Origin of the sequence: Micromonospora sp. NPDC048894 (assembly GCF_040649765.1) — a bacterium.
GTDB classification, from domain to species: domain Bacteria; phylum Actinomycetota; class Actinomycetes; order Mycobacteriales; family Micromonosporaceae; genus Micromonospora; species Micromonospora antibiotica.
Genome location: NZ_JBEZFY010000009.1, coordinates 78,912 through 96,244, shown reverse-complemented (window position 1 = coordinate 96,244; position 17,333 = coordinate 78,912). Strand labels below are relative to the sequence as shown.

Sequence of the window (17,333 nt, the reverse complement as noted above, 5' to 3'; positions counted from 1 at the left end):
CGTCGTCGGCTCCTGGTTACCCTCGCCGGGTGGGGGTCGAGAGGGGCGGCAGTGATCGGCTGCGCGGTGCGGTGCTGGCCGGCGCGGCCCTGATCGCCCTGGTCGGGGGCGGCTGGTGGTGGTCGGCCGCCGCCCCTGCGGTCGACCCGGTCGGGTCGGCGGGGACGGTGTCCCCGGCACCGTCGGCCCTCGCGGAGGCCACCCGGCGGGTGGTGGTGCTCGACAGCCGCACCGGGCGGGTGCTGGGCTCGACCGAACTGCCCGGCTCCTCCGGTGACCCGGACGTGGGGCTGCCGACGTTCACCGACACCATGTGGCGGGAACGGATGACCCTGGTGTCCGGCCGGGCGCCGGTCCTGCGGGAGTCGGCCCCCGACGGCGCACGGCACCTGTTCCAGTACCGCTGCTCGGGCGACGGGACGCTGCTGGTCTCGGTGCTGCACGACGATCCGCCGCAGCGCCGGCAGGCGGACTGCGACGGCGAGCTGGTCGCCTGGGAGCTGACCGGCCCGCTGGGTGGCACCCGATTGGAGTTCTCGGCGGTGGGCCCCGGCTCGGTCGAGTTGGAGGCGCAGGTCGTCGCGCTGCCCTGAGCGGGCCGGTCGACGTGCCGCCGGCAGCGGCCCCGGGTCCGGGCGGCCCCGGGTCCGGGCGGCTCTGGTCCTGGGCGGCCTGCGTCCTGGGCGGGCGGCCCCGGGTCAGCCGGCGAGCCGGACCAGGTCGTTCCGGTAGTCGGCGGCGGCACCCAGCTCGGGCAGCACCCGGACCACGGTGCCGGCCCGGTCCACCAGCAGGGCCGGGGCGGTGTCGGGTCGGGCGGTCAGGTGCAGCGCGGCGCGTAGTTCCCCGGCGGGGTCGGCGAGGGCGCGGACCGGACCGCCGACCGGTGGGGCGGGCGTCACCTCACGTCCGCCGGCGACGGTGACCACCTGCACGCCGTCGGGTGCCGCGCTGGCGGCGGCGGCCACCTGCGCGGCACACGCGCAGCCGTCCACCAGAACGATCATCGCGGGCAGCAGGCCGCGCAGCGGCACCGGTGTCTGGTCGACGTCGACCAGGTCCAGCGCGGGCAGCGACCGCCCGACCAGGGGTGCCGGGGTAGCCGACTGCGGCAGGACGGTGGGGCGGTCGGTGCCCCGCGACGACCGGGGCCAGGTGACGGTGACCAGGCCGACGCTGGTGGCGAGCACCGCCACCAGCAGCAACAGCAGGGGCAGCCCGAGCGGTGGCCGGCCGTCGGGGCGGGCGGTCAGCCCCAGCCGGCGTCGCCAGCGGGTGGCCGAGGTGCGTCGGCGCAGCTCGCGACGGAGCTGGGCGGCCTCCTCGGCCAGCGCCGACGCGTCGTCCGGCACGACCACCCGGCCCCACTCCGGCGGCAGGTCGGGCAGTTCCTCGGACGGACCCTGTCCCTCGGCGTCGGGCTTGCCCATCGGACCCCCCGGTAAGCGGTGCGGCGAGCGGTGTGCGGTACCCCTCCAGCGTCCCGCACGGACCCTCCTGCCGCTAGACCTGGGCGGTGCGGACGCCCGCGGGCTACCATGGGAAGAGCGCATAGCCCGAGAAATCCACGCTCCGATCACCCGTACCGGGTTGTCATCTGCTGCTCACGGAGCGTGTTTGAACCACTGGTTTGGCCGCCTGTCAAGCCGAAGCAACACCTCTCACAGGGCCCCTGAGCTGCGCCAACGGTCAGGACGGCAGCGGGACATTGGTGCCTGAGCGTGTTACCCTAGACACAGCGAAAGGGGTTTCGAACCTATGGTTTTCAGCGTCGGCGAGACCGTTGTTTACCCCCACCACGGGGCCGCACTCATCGAGGCAATCGAGACTCGGGTCATCAAGGGTGAGCCCAGGGAATACCTGGTCCTCAGGGTCGCACAGGGTGACCTGACGGTCCGGGTGCCCGCCGAGAACGCCGAGATCGTGGGTGTGCGCGAGGTGGTCGGCGAAGAGGGCCTGGGAAAGGTCTTCGACGTGCTCCGTGCACCGCACACCGAAGAGCCGACCAACTGGTCGCGGCGTTACAAGGCGAATCTGGAAAAGCTGGCCTCCGGCAACCCGCTGAAGGTCGCCGAGGTCGTCCGCGACCTGTGGCGTCGGGAGCGGGAGCGGGGCCTTTCCGCGGGTGAGAAGCGCATGCTCGCCAAGGCCCGCGACATTCTCGTCGGCGAGGTCGCGCTGGCCGAGAAGAGCACCAAGGACGAGGCGGAGACGCTGCTCGACAAGGTCCTCACCGAGGCCTGATCCGACCGCATCGTCGTACCCACCCCGCAGCGAAGAATTCCCGAGGACCGCGACGTGACCGCGCAGCTCAATCCGCGCGGTGACGTCGCGGTCCTCGTTCCTGCGGCCGGTGCCGGGGTACGCCTCGGTCCGGGCGGTCCCAAGGCGCTCCGGCTCCTCGGCGGTGAACCCCTGTTGGTGCACGTGGTACGCCGGATCGCCGCCGCCCCGTCGGTGCACACCGTCGTCGTCGCCGCGCCGGCCACCGAGGTCGACGCCGTCCGGCAGTTGCTGACCCCGGTCGCCCCGGTCCTGGTGGTGGCGGGCGGTGCCGAACGCCAGGCGTCGGTGGCGAACGCGCTGGCGGCGGTGCCGTCCGGCCCCGACATCGTGCTGGTGCACGACGCGGCGCGGGCGCTCACCCCACCCGCGCTCGTCGAGGCGGTGGCGGCAGCAGTCCGGGCCGGGCACGACGCGGTGATCCCGGTCCTCCCCGTCAGCGACACGATCAAGCAGGTGGACGCTGCCGGCGTCGTCCTCGCCACCGTCGACAGGTCCGCCCTGCGGGCCGTGCAGACCCCGCAGGGGTTCCGCCGGGAGGTGCTCGCCGCCGCACACGCCGCCGCCGGTGACCCGCTCACCGACGACGCCGGACTGGTCGAGCAGCAGGGCGTACCGGTGTTCTGCGTCCCCGGCTCCGAGTACGCGCTGAAAGTCACCCGCCCGTTCGACCTGACCCTGGCCGAGCACCTGCTGGCCGCCGGGCACTGACGCGTACCCTCGATCCATGATCGTTCCCCGGGTCGCCGTCGGCACCGACATCCACGCCTTCGCGGCAGGCCGGCCGTGCTGGCTGGCCGGCCTGCACTGGCCGGGCGAGGACGGCCTGGCCGGGCACTCCGACGCCGACGTGGTCGCGCACGCCGCCTGCAACGCGCTGCTCTCCGCCGCCGGGCTCGGTGATCTCGGGGCGAACTTCGGGGTGGCCGAGCCGGAGTGGGCCGCCGCCTCCGGGGTGGCGCTGCTCACCGAGTCCGCCCGTCGGGTCCGCGCCGCCGGGTACGCGATCGGCAACGTCTCCGTGCAGGTCGTGGGCAACCGGCCCCGGATCGGGCCACGGCGCGACGAGGCGCAGCAGGTGCTCTCCGCGGCGGTCGGCGCACCGGTCACCGTCACCGCCGCCACCAGCGACGGCCTCGGTTTCACCGGGCGGGGCGAGGGCCTCGCCGGTATCGCGGTGGCCCTGGTCTATGACGCGGCGGCCGGGTAGGGCCGCGATGACCGACGACGAGTCGCCCCTCGACGGCTACCGGCAGCGGGCCCAGCTCCTGGCAGAGTTGGGCCGCCACGACGAGGCCACCGAGGAGTTGGGCTTCGCGCTCGCCCTGGCCCCCGCCGACCCGGCCGCGCTGACGCTGCTGGCCCGGCTGCACCTCGCCGCCGGCCGCCCCGGCGAGGCGCTCGCCGCCGCCGACGCGGCGATCGCCCCACCCCGCCCCGACACCTCACCCCGCCCCGACACCCCACCGCTCCCCGGACCGCCGCACCCGCCTGTGCCCCCAGGCCCGCCTGTGCCGCCTGGTGCGGCTGTGTCCTCGGGCCCGCCCGTGTCCCCAGGCCCGGCTGTGCCGCCTGGTACGGCTGCGCCCCCAGGCCCGGCTGCGCCCTCGGGCCCGGCTGACCGGTCAGGTGGGCCGGCACCGGCCGGCCCTACCGGATCATGGGCGGCGCCGGGACAGGCGGGCCCTCCGACGTTGCCCGACCCGTCTGGATCGTCGCCGGACCGGCCCGGACCGCCTCTCGGCTCCGACCAGCCGGGGGCACCCTCCTTCCCCGGCCCGGCCGGTGCACCCGCCCCGGCCGGCGAATTCGGCCCGTCGGGGGAGGCCCCGGCGAGGGTGCCGGCCGCCGCACTGGTCGTCCGGGCGATCGCCCTCGCCGACCTGGGGGAGTACGCCGAGTCGGCGCGTACCGCCGATCGGATCCTGGCGGCCGGGCCGACCGACGCGTACGCCCAGCGGAGCGCGGCGGCGATCCTGGCCGAGGCGCGCAACGGCCAGCCGGCGCTGAACGCGGCCTGGCGTGGGGTGGAGCTGGCCCCCGACGAGCCGCAGGCGCACCTGGTGCTGGCCCTGGTCGCCGGCCGGCTGGAGTTGTTCGACCTGGCCGAACGGGCCTACCGGGAGGCGTTACGGCTCGATCCGGAGCTGGCCGAGGCGCGGCACGACCCGGGGGTGCTGCGGTTGGAGCGGCGGCGCTGGGTGCTGGCGTTGGAGCAGGTGGCCGCGTTGGCGCCGGTGCAGCCGGCGCGGGCGGAGAAGCTGCCGTTGTGGACCGGGCTGCGCCGGCTCGTCCTGGTCGGCAGCGGCTGGTCGCTGGTCGCCAGCCTGCTGCTCGCGTTCCTGGCCGCTGGCGGGGCGGGGGCGAGCCGGGTGGTGGCGGTGCTGGCGGCGGCCGGTGGCGCGCTGCTGGCCTGGCAGCTGTCCCGGCGGGTGCCCGAGCTGGGTCGGGTGGTCCTGCCGGCGCTGCGCCGCGAGGACCGCGCGTTGGCGTTCGCCGTGTACGCCGTCCCGGCCGGGCCGGCCCTGCTCCTGCTGTTCGCCCTGGTGGGCAGCCCGTGGCCGCTGGTGCTCGCGATCGCCCTCGCGGTGCCGGCCACCCTGATCGCCGCCACCCGTGCGGGCGTCGCCTAGCCTCGCGCCCCACCTCCGACCGGCGACGGCTGGGCGACCCGACGCGCCGGGAAGGCCGCTGCTCAGCGGTGCCTGATCGCGGCACCCGGCGGGTCAGGGCTGGCGGTTCCAGGTCCAGGCGTAGCCCGGGTCCTCGCACTCGACGGCGGCGTCGCAGAGGTCGAGGGGGCGGAAGGTGTCGACCATGACGGCCAGTTCGTCGAAGAAGTCGACGCCGATCGAGCGTTCCGCCGCGCCGGGCTGCGGGCCGTGGGTGAAGCCGGACGGGTGCAGCGAGATCGAGCCCTGCCCGATGCCGGAGCCGCGCCGGGCCTCGTAGTTGCCGCCGGTGTAGAAGAGCATCTCGTCGGAGTCGACGTTGTGGTGGTGGTAGGGCACCGGGATCGCATCCGGGTGGTAGTCGACCTTGCGGGGCACGAACGAGCAGATCACGAAGTTGGGGCCCTGGAAGGTCTGGTGCACCGGCGGCGGCTGGTGGAGGCGGCCGGTGATCGGCTCGAAGTCGTGGATGGAGAACGCCCACGGGTACTGGTGGCCGTCCCAGCCGACCACGTCGAACGGGTGGTGGGCGTAGACGTGCCGGGTCCAGGCGGTGCCGGTGGCCCGGGACCGGTGCCGGACCAGTACCTCCACGTCGGTGTCGTCGACCAGCAGCGGCGCGTCCGGCCCCCGGACGTCCCGCTCGCAGTAGGGGGAGTGTTCGAGGAACTGGCCGCGCACCGACAGGTAGCGCTTGGGTGGGCCGATGTGTCCGGTGGCCTCGATGGTCAGCAGCCGGACCGGGGTGTCGCCGGTGGGCACCAGCCGGTGGACCGTCGAGGTGGGGATGACCACGTAGTCGCCGGCGACCAGGTCGAGCGCGCCGAAGGTGGACTCCAGCCGCAGCGTGCCCGCCTCGACGTAGAGGCACTCGTCGCCGGTGGCGTTGCGGTAGAGCGGGGACGGCCGGTCGGCTAGCGCGTACCCGATCCGGACGTCGTCGTTGGCGAGCAGGTGACGCCGGCCGAGCACCGGGTCGGCCCCCGCGCCGTCGAGCTTGTGGGTCTGTAGGTGGCGCGGCTTGAGCGGGTGGTTGGGCAGCCGGGTGTACCCGGGCGGGGTGAACGCCTCGGCGGCGACGATCGCGGTCGGCGGGTGCCGGTGGTAGAGCAGGGACGAGTCGGCGGAGAAGCCCTCCTGGCCCATCAGCTCTTCGGTGTAGAGGGTGCCGTCGGGCTGGCGGAACTGGGTGTGCCGCTTACGGGGCACCTCGCCGACGCTGCGGTAGTACGGCATGTCGCCTCCCGTATTGTCCCGATATTCGGCCGGCGGCGTCCGATAGTCGGACGTTGCTGTCCGCTCCTTGACAGCGTCCCGTAGATTCTTGTCTCGTGTCAACGCAGGTCCCCCGCCTCCTCGCCGGACTCGTCGACGACGCCGCCGTCTTCCCGCCCGGCAGCGCGTCGCTGCCCGACGCGGTCACCGCACACCACCAGCACCGCGCCTCCTGGTACGCCGACCTGGTCGGCCCGCTGCTGGTGCCCGCCTCCGCCGCCGACACGCTGACCGACCTGACCAGCCAGACCGGCCAGACCGGCCAGACCGATCAGACCGATCAGGCCGACCAGGCTGCGGGCTTCGAGGTCGGGCTGATCGGTGACACCGGCATCGCCAGGCTGCCCGCCGCGCTGACCCGCCTCGCCGCCGGTGGCCTCGTGGTCCGGCAGGTCGAGGTGGCGGTCGCCCGACGTGGCGAGGACCCGCAGCCCGGCCTGACCGAGCTGCTCCGGATCGCCGGGGACCACCCCGACCGGGAGCCGGCCCGCTCCGAGGGGCCGGCCGTCGCCTGGTACGCCGAGCTACCGCTGACCTTCGGCCTCAGCGCCGCGCTGGACACCCTCGCCGAGGCCCGCGCGGCCGACGTGCCGATCGCCGCGAAGTTCCGCACCGGCGGGTTGGCCGCCGAACTCTTCCCCACCCCCGTCGAACTGGCCGCGGTGATCTGCGCCTGCCGGGACCGGGACCTGCCGTTCAAGCTGACCGCCGGGCTGCACCACGCGGTACGCCACCTCGACCCGGAGACCGGCTTCACCCACCACGGCTTCGGTAACGTGCTGGCCGCCACCCTCGCCGCCGCTGCCGACGCCGAGGTGGACGTCGTCGCCGCGCTGCTCGCCGACACCGACGCGGTGCGGCTGGTCGAGCCGGCCCGCGCGGCCCGTGACGCCGACCGCCCGCTGTGGGTCGGGTTCGGCTCGTGCAGCGTCCGGGAACCACTGACCGATCTGATCCGGCTGGGGCTGGTGAACGGGGGATTCGACCGATGAGCTGGGTGACGGGCGCGGACGGCTCGCCGTACGGCGTGACCAACCTGCCGTACGGGGTGTTCCGGCACGACGGGCAGCCGCCCAGGATCGGCGTACGCGTCGCCGACGTGGTGTTCGACCTGGCGGCGGCGGAGGACGCCGGGCTGGTCCTCGCCGCCGGGGCGTTGCGCCGGCCCACCCTCAACGCCTTCATGGCGCTCGGCCGCCCGCAGTGGACCTCGGTCCGGCAGCGCCTCGTCGAACTGCTCACCGACCCGGCGCACCGGCCGGCCGTCGAGCCGCTGCTGGTGCCGCTGGACGCCGTCGAGCTGCTGTTGCCGTTCGCGGTGGCCGACTACGTCGACTTCTACTCCTCGGAGCACCACGCCGGCAACGTCGGGCAGATCTTCCGCCCCGGCCAGCCGCCGCTGCTGCCGAACTGGAAACACCTGCCGATCGGCTACCACGGCCGGGCCGGCACGGTGGTGGTCTCCGGCACCCCGGTCGTCCGCCCGTCGGGGCAGCGCGCCACCGGCGAGGGCCCCACCGTCGGCCCGTCGGTACGCCTCGACATCGAGGCCGAGGTGGGCTTCGTGGTCGGCGTACCGAGCGCGCTCGGCGACCGGGTGCCCACCGGTGACTTCGCCGACCACGTCTTCGGGGTGGTGCTGGTCAACGACTGGTCGGCCCGGGACATCCAGGCGTGGGAGTACCAGCCGCTCGGACCGTTCCTCGGCAAGTCCTTCGCCACCTCCGTCTCCGCCTGGGTGACCCCGCTGGACGCCCTGGCCGACGCGTTCGTGCCCGCCCCGCAGCAGGACCCGCCGGTGCAGGACTACCTGCGGCAGACCCCGCACCTGGGCCTCGACCTGCGACTCGCGGTCGAGTGGAACGGCGAGCGGGTCACCGAGCCACCGTTCGCCGGGATGTACTGGACGCCCGCCCAGCAGTTGGCCCACCTGACCGTCAACGGCGCGTCCCTGCGGACCGGCGACCTGTACGCCTCGGGCACCGTCTCCGGCCCCCAGCGCGGGCAGGTCGGCTCGTTCCTGGAACTGACCTGGGGTGGGGCCGAACCGGTCAGCGTCGGCGGGGAGACCCGCACCTTCCTCGCCGACGGCGACACCGTCACCCTGCGGGCCACCGCCCCCGGGCCGGACGGCACCACCATCGCCCTCGGCGAGGTCACCGGGCAGATCCTGCCCGCCCGCTGAGCCCCGGTCCGGGTCGGGACCGCCGGGCACCGACCGGCCGCCCGGCACCGGGTCGCGCCGGTCGCACCGGCTGTCCGATCTTCGGCGTCTCCTGCCGCGTTTGTTCCACCGGATTCCGTCGGCACACCCCGCGCCGCCCGCCCCCGTCGGCGGCGCGGGGTGCGTCGGCGTGAAACGTCCCAGCGGACAGGAGGTAGGAGCATGAACGATCTCGTCGGCGCAGTGTGGCGCACCAGCAGCCGCTCGAACGACCAGGGGCTCTGCGTGGAGGTGGCGGACAATCTCGTCCGTACCCGAGCAGTGGTCGGGGTACGCGACTCCAAGGACCCGTCGGGCCCGGCCCTGGTCATCGGCCCCCCGGGCTGGACGGCGTTCGTCGACGCCGTCCGGGCGGGGCTGTTGCGGCCCTGATCAACCCCGTCACCGGTGCCTCGACAGGGGCACCGGTGACGGAAATTTCATCGTCCGGCCCCCCGCTGGCCGCTCACCCGCCGTACGGTGGACGACACGGGAGGTGTCATGTCGACGGTTGCGGTCACCGATTTCATCGAGGCGCCGGTCGTCGACGTGTGGGCGCTCCTGACCGACCTGCCGGTCCGCGTCGACTGGCTCTGCACGGTCAGCGCCGTCGAGCCGCTCACCCCGGGCCCGTTCGGCCCGGGGACCGCGTGGCGGGAGACCCGCACCCGGCCGGACGGCGGCGACCAGGCGGAGGAGTTCCTCGTGCTGGCCGCCGAGCCACCGCACCGGCTGGTGCTCAGCTCCCCCGGCATCGGGGTGGACTACCGGATCACCTGGACCCTGCGCGCCGTCCAGCGCCGTCGCCGCGCATGCACCGCCGTCACCGTCGAGCACCGGGCGGTGCCGACCGCCCCGTACGGTCGGATGATGGCGCTGCTCTTCGGCGGTCTGGCGGCCCGCACCGTGGAGGGCGCGATCCGGCGTGACCTGACCGCACTGGCCGCCACCGTGCACAGCACCGGCCGGGCCACCGCCGCCTGACCCCGTTCCCGCCCGCCCCGCGTGGCGCGTCCCGCGCCGTCCGCAGGCCGGGGGCGGTGGCGCCGCACCGGAACCGGTCGGCGGAATCCTTCGCACGACGCGACGCGACCTGACCGGTCCCGAGGGGGGACGCCTGGGTAGGGTGCCGGGCGGAGGTGGGCATGGGATTCCCGAAGGGACGGCGGCGACTCGTGGTCGCGGCCACCACGCTGCTCACCCTCGCGGCGGTCGCCGGCATCGGCTACCGGGTGCTCGCCCCCGCCGAGGTCGTCACGCCCGCCCGGGGCGCACCGCCGCCCGCCGGCACCCCCGCGATCGGGGTGGTGGGTCGGCTGCCGGCCGCACCGTTGGTGGTGGCGGGACGGCTGCGGGTCTACGCCGCCGAGCGTCAGCTCTACGCCGACCAGCCGGCCGACGGCCGCAACCGGGTCACCCCGTTCTGGTCGTACCGCCGCTGGCCGGCCACCCTCGACGGGATGCTGGCGGCCGGCACGACGGTGCTCAGCCACTGGTCGGACGGGCAGCTGGTGGCCCTGGACGCGTTGACCGGCCGGGTCGCCTGGCGGGCCGACGGGCCGACGCCGGCCGACACCCCACCCGCCCGGCGCACCGGGGCGGCCACCGTCTGGGACCCGCGCGGCATCTCCGTCGCCCCCGCCCCGGGCGGCCGGACGGTCCTGGTGGTCTCCGGGGTCGGCGGCCTGCGCGGCTACGACCTCGCCGACGGGCGCGCGCTCTGGCGGGTCGACGGCGACCGGGACTGCCGCACCGACCTGGGCACCACCGCCGCCGGGCAGGTCTTCTCCGTCGACTCCTGCGCCGGCCCGACGACGGTCGAGTTCCGGGACGTGTCCACCGGCACGGTCACCACCCGCTGGCGACCGCCGGACGCCCCCGACCGGTTCACCGTCACCCCGGTCGGCTGCCTCACCCCCCGGTCGCAGTGTCGGGCACTGCGCACCGACGGCGGCTCCGGTGGTCGGGGCTGGCAGGTCGGCCCGGGTGCGCCGATGGCCGCCCCCGCCCTGGACGCCGCCGGCACCACCCTGGTCGGTGAGCTGGCCGTCGGCGACGACGGCGGGGTGCTCAAGGGCTGGGAGGCGCGCAGCGGCAAGGGCCGCTGGCAGCGTGGTGACCTGGGCCCGGTGACCGTCCTCGCCACCGAGGCCGGTCGGCTCTACGTGCTGACCGAACGCCGGGAACTGGTCACCCTCGACCCGGTCACCGGCGCCCAGCGTTCCCGGTTCCCGATGACCCCCGGCCGGGACGGCATCGGCTGGAAACCCGGCCGGGCGTACGCGGCCGGCGGCTACGTCGCGGTGGAGCGGCTGCGGGAGCGCGCCGACCCGGACGACGACGACCAGGCGTACTTCCTGACGGCCGAGCCGGTGGTGCTCGCCGCGACCTGACCCCGGCCCCGGCGGGCCCTGACCTGACTGCGGGCCCGGCGGGACCGCCCCGCCCCGCGCCCCGGCGAACTCAGGACAGGGCGGCCTCCGCGGCGGCCAGGAAGGCGTCGTTCTCGGCCGGGGTACCGATGGTGACCCGCACCCCGTCCCCGGCGAACGGCCGGACGATCACGCCACGGGCCTCGCATGCCCGGCCGAACGCCACGGCCCGCTCACCCAGCGGCAACCAGACGAAGTTGGCCTGGCTGGACGGCACGTCGGGGACGAACTTGCGCAGCGCCTCGGTGACCCGGTCCCGCTCGGTGACGACCAGCGCGCAGCGTCGTTCGACCTCGTCGGCCTGGGCCAGCGCGGCCAGTGCGCCCGCCTGGGCGGCGGTGCTGGTGGAGAACGGGGTGACCACCTTGCGCACGGCGGCGGCCACCTCGGGGGCGCCGACCAGCCACCCGATCCGCAGCCCGGCCAGCCCCCACGCCTTGGACAGGGTGCGTAGCACCACCACGTTGGGCCGGTCCAGGTAGGTGAGGCCGTCCGGCACCGCCGGATCGGTGACGAACTCCCGGTAGGCCTCGTCGATGACGACCAGCACGTCGTCGCCCACGGCGTCGAGGAACCGGTCCAGCTCCGGCTTGCGCACCGCCGTCCCGGTGGGGTTGTTCGGGTTGCAGACCAGCACCATCCGGGTCCGGTCGGTCACCGCCGCGGCCATCGCCGCCAGGTCGTGCCCGTGGCCGGCGTCGTTGGGCACCCGCACGCTGCTCGCGCCGCTGGTCGCCGCGATGATCGGGTACGCCTCGAACGAGCGCCACGAGTAGAGCAGTTCGTCGCCGGGCAGGCAGGTGGCCCGGACCAGGTGCTCGGCCAGCGCCACCGACCCGCAGCCGGTGGCGATCCGGTCGGGGTCCACGCCGTACCGCTCGGCGAGTGCGGTGCGTAGCGCCACCACGCCCATGTCCGGGTAGCGGTGCGAACCGGTGACCGCCTCGGTGACCGCCTCGACCACTCCGGGCAGCGGCCCGTACGGCACCTCGTTGCTGGCGAGTTTGATCGCCTCGGCCAGCCCCAGCTCGCGGGCCAGGTCGGCGGGGCTGCGCCCGGGGACGTAGGTCGGCAGGGCGTCCAGGTCGGCGCGGGTCAGCCGCAGCGGGGGCTGGTGACGTCCGGTGTCGGTCATGGGGTGTCTCCCGGGGGCTCGGGGTCGGTGCGGTCGGTGGCGGTGTCGTCGGTGGGGGTGTCGGGGTGGTCGGCGCGCGGCACCTGCACCACGACGGTCTGGGCCCGCTTGTCGTGCAGCGCCTGGCGCAGCGGGTGGTCGAACAGCGCGGATACCGCGTCGACGAACTGGAGCAGCAGACCGAAGCCGCAGCAGAACCAGAGCAGGGTGGGCATGCCCATGGTGCTCCACCGCCGGGTGGCCCGACCGAAGCCGAGCGGCTGGTCGGCGTCGACCGGCACGGCCCGGATGCGCAGCAGCCGCTTGCCCAGGGTCTGCCCACCGGAGGCCATCGTCGGCACCTCGTAGGCGAACCAGAGCGCGGTCGCGATGACCAGGATGGCGATCTGGAGGCCGCCGGCCTGCTCACCGATGGCGGGCAGCCCATCCCGGGAGGAGTCGCCGGCCATCGCCCGCCGGACCGCCTCCCGCAGGTAGGGCGCGGTCTCCTCGAAGTACCGCCAGACGAACCAGCCGTTGACCACCGCGTTGAGCCCGAAGACGACCCCGAAGTCGATCAGCCGGGCGAGCAGCCGGGCACCGTAGCCGGCCAGCGGCACACCGTGTGGGCGTGGCTCCGGCGGACGCCCCGGCCAGGTCGGGTACGGCCAGCCGGGCGGCGGCCCGCCGGGCTGCCCGGCCCCGTGACCCTCCGGCTGCCCGGCCCACGGGTGTCCGGGCTGGCCCGCTCCCGGTTGCCCGGTCCAGGGTTGGCCTGCGGTGGGTTGCCCGGTCCAGGGCGGGCCGGGGGTGCCCGGTGAGGTGCCGGGAGCGGCCGGGGCCGACGGGTGCCGGCCGGCCGTCGGCGGGGCGTCGGCGGGGGAGGTCGGGGCGGGCGGCTCGGCGGCGGGCTCCGGCTCGGGCGGTGGCGGGCCGTCCGGCGGGGTGGCGTCGACCGGGATCGGGGCACCGATCCAGCCTTCACCGTCCCACCACCGTCGGGTGGTCGGCTCGGCCGGGTCGACGTACCACCCTGGCTGCACGCTCACGGTTTCGCCCTGCGCTGTCCGGTACGGTCGCTCTGCTCGCTCACCCGGCAACCTTAACGACGATGGTGCCGGCGAACTTGTCGTGGAGGCACTGCTGCCACGGCTTGTCCCAGAGCTGCCACAGCCCGTCGAGGTAGCTGAAGACGGGAATGATCGCCCCGCCGATCTGGGCGGCGGCCCACCGCTTGGCCGCGGCCGTACGGGTCAGCGTGGCGGCCGGGTCGAGCGGCACCACCTGGATCTTCATCACCCGCTTGCCGATGGTCTGCCCGGTCTTGTACATCATCTCGACCTGGTAGACGTAGCTCATGGCGAACGCCACCACGAAGATCACGCCCTGCAACACCAGCATCGGAATCAGGAAGTTGGTGAACGGGTCGGAGGTGGGCGTGCCGTCTGCCGTGGTGGTCAGGTCGGGCAGGACCATCTGGAAGAAGACGATGAAGGCCGGCACGATGAAGACCATGCTGGCCGCGGCGAGCACCGCCCCGTCGATGAGCAGGGCGAGCAGCCGGTCACCGAAGCTGGCCAGCGGCAGCCCACGCGGCGACATCCCGGGGAAACCGGGCGGCGGCATGCCGGGTCCCGGCGGCGGGTACCCGGGCATCCCGGCGTACGGGCCGGGTCGCGGGTAGCCGCCGGGCGGGGCGGCGTAGGGGCCGGGTTGCGGCGGCACGGCGTACCCCTGCGGGTGTGGGCCGGCGGGCGGGGCGAAGCCGCCGGCGGCGGGCCCAGGCCCACCGGCCGGCGGTGTCGGGTAGCTCGGAGGTTGCGTCACGCGAGACAGTGTTACAAATTGCCGCGCGCTTCCTGCTCGCGCTCGATGGCTTCGAACAGCGCCTTGAAGTTGCCCTTGCCGAAACCGAGCGAGCCGTGCCGCTCGATCAGCTCGAAGAAGACCGTCGGGCGGTCCTGCACGGGCTTGGTGAAGATCTGGAGCAGGTAGCCGTCCTCGTCCCGGTCGACCAGGATCTTGCGGGACTTCAGCTGCTCGATCGGCACCCGTACGTTGCCGATCCGGGCCCGCAGCTCCGGGTCGTCGTAGTAGGAGTCCGGGGTGTCGAGGAACTCGACGCCGGCTGCCCGCATCGCGTCGACGCTGGCCAGGATGTCGTTGGTGGCGACCGCGATGTGCTGTGCGCCGGGGCCCTGGTAGAACTCCAGGTACTCGTCGATCTGCGACTTCTTGCGGGCCACCGCCGGCTCGTTGAGCGGGAACTTCACCTTCCGGGTGCCGCTGGCGACGACCTTGCTCATCAGCGCCGAGTAGTCGGTGGCGATGTCGTCTCCGATGAACTCCGCCATGTTGGAGAAGCCCATCACCCGCTTGTAGAACTCCACCCACTCGTCCATCCGGCCGAGTTCGACGTTGCCGACCACGTGGTCGACGGCCTGGAAGAAGCGCTTCGGCTGGAGGCCGGCGGCGATCATCGGCTGCCGGTCGACGATCGGGCCCCGGGCCACGAAGCCGGGCAGGAACGGGCCGGTGTAGCGGGACCTGTCGACCAGGCTGTGCCGGGTGTCGCCGTACGCGGCGATGGTGGCGAGCCGGACGGTGCCGTACGCGTCGGTCACGTCGTGCGGCTCGACCAGGCCGGTGGCGCCCTGGGTCAGCGCGTGCGCGTACGCGGCGTCGACGTCCGGCACCTCCAGCGCGATGTCACTGACCCCGTCGGAGTGCTTCGCGACGTGCTCGGCACCGGCCGCGTCGGGGCGGACCGCGCCGGTCAGCACGAACCGGGCCGAGCCGCTGGTCAGCACGTACTCGGCGTGGTCGCGGTAGCCCTGCTCCGGCCCCCGGTAGGCCACGCAGGTCATGCCGAACGCGGTGGAGTAGTAGTGCGCGGCCTGCTTGGCGTTGCCGACCAGGAAGTGCACGTGGTCGAGGCCCTTGACCGGGAACGGGTCACGGGTGATGTCGTGGTCGACTGCGCCGACGAGCGTGTCGACGTCGATGTCCTCGGTCGACTGGGGTCGGTCGATCGCCTGGGTCACGGTGGCCTCCCTCGGTTGTGGCCGGCGTCGTGGGCCGGTGGTCCGTCAGCTCTTGCAGGCAGCATCGCGGTGGGCCCGTCCACTGGGCAACACTCACGTTTTACCCTGGTCAGGTTGCGCAATCGGTAGGGTGTCAAGCCATGAACGCTGCACAGGGTGCACAGCTCGACGCGTTGGACGGCAGGCTGGTCCAGCTCCTCGCCGACGAACCCCGGATCGGGGTGCTGGAATGCTCCCGTCGGCTCGGGGTGGCCCGGGGCACCGTGCAGGCCCGGCTGGACAAGCTGGTCGACCGGGGGGTGATCGGCGGGTTCGGGCCGGAGATCCGCCCGGCGGCGATCGGCTTCGCGGTGACCAGCTTCGTCACGCTGGAGATCAGCCAGCGGCACGGCCACGACACGGTCACCGCGCACCTGGCGGCGATCCCCGAGGTGCTGGAGGCGCACACCATCACCGGGGCGAGCGACCTGCTCTGCCGGATCGTGGCGCGCTCCAACACCGACCTGCAACGGGTCATCGACCAGATCGTCTCGTCCGAGGCGATCCGCCGGGCCTCCACGATCATCGCGCTCGCCGAGCAGATCCCCTACCGCACGCTGCCGTTGCTGCGGTCCGCCGCCGGGTCGTGATCAGGGCAATTGGGCTGATATAGCGGTATTCGAAGGCTCTGTGGACGCTATTTCGGCGATGTTGTGATGCGTCCGGTCTGCCCGCCGGGTGCGTCCCCCGCCAGGGAGAAAGCGGGGCGACACTCCGGCGCGGGGGCTGGGCGGGGAGGTGAACGTCGCTACGGTGTGCGGTGTGAAGGGCCTTGGCGGGGTGCGGGGAGGGCTGCTGCTCGGGCTCGTCGTCGTGATCGCGCTCGCCGTCACCGGAGTGTGGAACCCCTTCCCCGGGGTGTGGGACTGGGTCGACCGCAGCGAGCCGATCTCCGAACCGGACGTGCTGTGGCAGCAGCGGGTCGGCGGCACCCCGAAGAGCGTCACGATCGTCGGTGACACCGTCGTGGTCGAGCAACGTACCCGCACGGAGGTGCGCAGCCTCGCCACCGGCGCCCCGCTGTGGGAGCGCAAGGCGGACTGGTCGGCGGTGGCCGGCGGCGACCGCGACGCCGTCGTCGCCGTGGGCAAGCTCCTGGTCAAGGGGTACGAGCTGCTCGATCCCACCACCGGGGCGGTACGTCGGCGTGACGGCGACGCGGTGGCCGTCTGGACGTACCGGAACATGCTGCTGGACGCCCGGTGCGTGGCCGCCACCGACTGCACGCTGAGCGCCTGGGATCCGCGCGGTAACAGCCCGCTGTGGACGGCCTTCCTGCCCGGGGTCAGCACCGGGCTCTTCGCCGACAACCCGGGCCTGCTCGGCACCCGGCGGTTCACCGCGCTGCGGATCGACGAGGGGGTGGCCGGGCCGGAGGCGGTGCCGCCGCTGCTCGGGTTCCCGGTGGACGGCCGGGTGCACGTGGTGGACACCGCCACCGGCCGGGTCGTGCAGAACGTCGAGCCGGGCCGCGACGAGCGGTTGTCCGTCGTCGGCGGCCGGATGCTCAAGATCACCGCAGTGTCGGTCGACGGCAGCTGCCAGTACGCCGTCTCGGCCCGGGACCCGGCCACCGGGCAGGAGGTGTGGCGGCGCACCGGGCTCAACCTGCGCACCGCCGACAGTGCCGGGTGCGTGCAGCGGGAGGACCCGCAGGGGGCCCGCAGCGTGCTGATCGGGGTGGGCCCCGACGGGCGGGAGACGGTCCTCGACGGCTACGACGGCCGGGTGCTGCTGGTGAACGCCGAGGGGGAGAAGCTGCTCGCCGTCGACGACCGGTACGCCCTGGTGCGCAGCGCCGACAAGGATTCGGTCATCGCCCGGGAGTTGGGCACCGGCAAGGCCCGCTGGACCCGGCCGGCCGGGGCGAAGGCGGGTGCGGCGCTCACCCCATACGCGGCGGTGCTGACCGGGGACAAGCCGAGTCGGCTGGTCGCCGTGGACCCGCGTACCGGTAAGGAACTGGTGGTGTTGCGGACCAGCGCCAATGCGCTCGCGGTCGGCCGCAACGGCATGGTCGTCGGCGAGGGGCGGGAGATCGGGTACGTCCGGTTCGGCGCGGGTGCCGGTGCGCCGCCACCCGCCGCGCCACCGGCCGGGTCGGACGGTCAAGGCGGGCCCGGCCCGGGGCGTACCGGTGGCGTACCGGACGTCGAGGACAGTTGCGGACCGAAGCGGGAACTCTGCGCCAACGGCGACGGGTGAGAGCGGCGTCCCACGACCCACCCGGCGGGTGTCACCGATCGACCGGTCTGCCCTAGGCTTTTCCGA

At 74.2% G+C, this 17,333-nt stretch carries 17 protein-coding genes and 2 pseudogenes; 13 read left to right on the top strand and 6 right to left on the bottom strand.

Translation table 11 applies throughout. The features are described from left to right. Positions 1-29: 29 nt before the first annotated feature. Entirely contained in the window at positions 30-593 is a 564-nt protein-coding gene (locus AB0C22_RS20610; protein ID WP_357536447.1) for a hypothetical protein, read from the top strand. Between the two features lie 105 nt (positions 594-698). On the opposite strand, the gene AB0C22_RS20605 is transcribed toward AB0C22_RS20610, so the two are convergent. Then, positions 699-1,430, bottom strand: coding sequence for a hypothetical protein (locus AB0C22_RS20605; RefSeq protein WP_208567779.1), 732 nt, complete (start codon positions 1,428-1,430; stop codon positions 699-701). Between the two features lie 328 nt (positions 1,431-1,758). Here AB0C22_RS20605 and AB0C22_RS20600 point away from each other — a divergent pair, with 328 nt between their 5' ends. The 5 genes and pseudogenes from AB0C22_RS20600 to AB0C22_RS20580 all read left to right on the top strand — a co-directional run. Continuing rightward, positions 1,759-2,244 carry a CarD family transcriptional regulator gene (locus AB0C22_RS20600; RefSeq protein WP_013288937.1) on the top strand — a complete coding sequence of 162 codons (486 nt, stop codon included), beginning with the start codon at positions 1,759-1,761 and terminating at the stop codon, positions 2,242-2,244. A 54-nt stretch (positions 2,245-2,298) separates the two neighbouring features. Continuing rightward, positions 2,299-2,994 carry a 2-C-methyl-D-erythritol 4-phosphate cytidylyltransferase gene (ispD, locus tag AB0C22_RS20595; RefSeq protein ID WP_208567780.1) on the top strand — a complete coding sequence of 232 codons (696 nt, stop codon included), beginning with the start codon at positions 2,299-2,301 and terminating at the stop codon, positions 2,992-2,994. 16 nt (positions 2,995-3,010) lie between these two features. Beyond that, the gene (gene ispF, locus AB0C22_RS20590; protein ID WP_357536445.1) at positions 3,011-3,493 is read left to right on the top strand and encodes a 2-C-methyl-D-erythritol 2,4-cyclodiphosphate synthase; all 483 of its coding nucleotides are present in this window, start codon (positions 3,011-3,013) and stop codon (positions 3,491-3,493) included. Positions 3,494-3,500: 7 nt separating this feature from the next. Continuing rightward, a pseudogene (locus AB0C22_RS20585) lies at positions 3,501-3,734 on the top strand (tetratricopeptide repeat protein); the annotation flags it as partial. Between the two features lie 399 nt (positions 3,735-4,133). Next, positions 4,134-4,916: pseudogene (locus AB0C22_RS20580) on the top strand (hypothetical protein); the annotation flags it as partial. 93 nt (positions 4,917-5,009) lie between these two features. Here AB0C22_RS20580 and AB0C22_RS20575 read toward each other — a convergent pair. Then, on the bottom strand, positions 5,010-6,191 hold the full coding sequence (locus tag AB0C22_RS20575) for a cupin domain-containing protein (RefSeq protein WP_357536443.1): 1,182 nt from the start codon (positions 6,189-6,191) through the stop codon (positions 5,010-5,012). Between the two features lie 95 nt (positions 6,192-6,286). Between AB0C22_RS20575 and AB0C22_RS20570 the strand changes: the two genes are divergently transcribed. The 5 genes from AB0C22_RS20570 to AB0C22_RS20550 all read left to right on the top strand — a co-directional run bounded on the left by AB0C22_RS20570 (position 6,287) and on the right by AB0C22_RS20550 (position 10,826). Next, positions 6,287-7,222, top strand: a complete 936-nt coding sequence (locus tag AB0C22_RS20570) for a hypothetical protein (protein WP_357536441.1) — start codon at positions 6,287-6,289, stop codon at positions 7,220-7,222. Beyond that, positions 7,219-8,415, top strand: coding sequence for a fumarylacetoacetase (gene fahA, locus AB0C22_RS20565; protein ID WP_357536439.1), 1,197 nt, complete (start codon positions 7,219-7,221; stop codon positions 8,413-8,415). Before AB0C22_RS20570 ends, fahA begins: the two co-directional genes overlap by 4 nt. 201 nt (positions 8,416-8,616) lie before the next feature. Next, positions 8,617-8,826: a DUF397 domain-containing protein gene (locus AB0C22_RS20560; RefSeq protein ID WP_208567785.1), complete on the top strand. Its 210-nt coding sequence runs from the start codon at positions 8,617-8,619 to the stop codon at positions 8,824-8,826. Positions 8,827-8,934: 108 nt separating this feature from the next. Beyond that, the gene (locus AB0C22_RS20555) at positions 8,935-9,417 is read left to right on the top strand and encodes an SRPBCC family protein (protein ID WP_208567786.1); all 483 of its coding nucleotides are present in this window, start codon (positions 8,935-8,937) and stop codon (positions 9,415-9,417) included. Positions 9,418-9,578: 161 nt separating this feature from the next. Then, on the top strand, positions 9,579-10,826 hold the full coding sequence (locus AB0C22_RS20550; RefSeq protein ID WP_219465035.1) for a PQQ-binding-like beta-propeller repeat protein: 1,248 nt from the start codon (positions 9,579-9,581) through the stop codon (positions 10,824-10,826). 70 nt (positions 10,827-10,896) lie between these two features. On the opposite strand, the gene hisC is transcribed toward AB0C22_RS20550, so the two are convergent. Genes hisC through hppD form a run of 4 tightly spaced genes read right to left on the bottom strand, consistent with a single transcriptional unit; the run spans position 10,897 to position 15,023 of the window. Further along, complete coding sequence (hisC, locus tag AB0C22_RS20545; RefSeq protein ID WP_208567788.1) at positions 10,897-12,000, bottom strand: histidinol-phosphate transaminase; 1,104 nt, start codon at positions 11,998-12,000, stop codon at positions 10,897-10,899. Beyond that, positions 11,997-13,028 carry an RDD family protein gene (locus tag AB0C22_RS20540; RefSeq protein WP_357536437.1) on the bottom strand — a complete coding sequence of 344 codons (1,032 nt, stop codon included), beginning with the start codon at positions 13,026-13,028 and terminating at the stop codon, positions 11,997-11,999. The genes hisC and AB0C22_RS20540 overlap by 4 nt, the downstream gene beginning before the upstream one ends. Positions 13,029-13,068: 40 nt before the next feature. Continuing rightward, complete coding sequence (locus AB0C22_RS20535) at positions 13,069-13,806, bottom strand: RDD family protein (RefSeq protein ID WP_219465034.1); 738 nt, start codon at positions 13,804-13,806, stop codon at positions 13,069-13,071. Positions 13,807-13,817: 11 nt separating this feature from the next. Next, positions 13,818-15,023 (bottom strand): 4-hydroxyphenylpyruvate dioxygenase, encoded by a 1,206-nt coding sequence (gene hppD, locus AB0C22_RS20530; protein WP_219465033.1) that lies wholly within the window; start codon positions 15,021-15,023, stop codon positions 13,818-13,820. A 140-nt stretch (positions 15,024-15,163) separates the two neighbouring features. Between hppD and AB0C22_RS20525 the strand changes: the two genes are divergently transcribed. Both AB0C22_RS20525 and AB0C22_RS20520 read left to right on the top strand, forming a co-directional pair. Beyond that, on the top strand, positions 15,164-15,652 hold the full coding sequence (locus tag AB0C22_RS20525; protein ID WP_219465032.1) for an Lrp/AsnC family transcriptional regulator: 489 nt from the start codon (positions 15,164-15,166) through the stop codon (positions 15,650-15,652). Positions 15,653-15,854: 202 nt separating this feature from the next. After that, positions 15,855-17,267 carry a PQQ-binding-like beta-propeller repeat protein gene (locus AB0C22_RS20520; protein ID WP_219470422.1) on the top strand — a complete coding sequence of 471 codons (1,413 nt, stop codon included), beginning with the start codon at positions 15,855-15,857 and terminating at the stop codon, positions 17,265-17,267. The last annotated feature ends 66 nt before the right edge of the window (positions 17,268-17,333 follow it).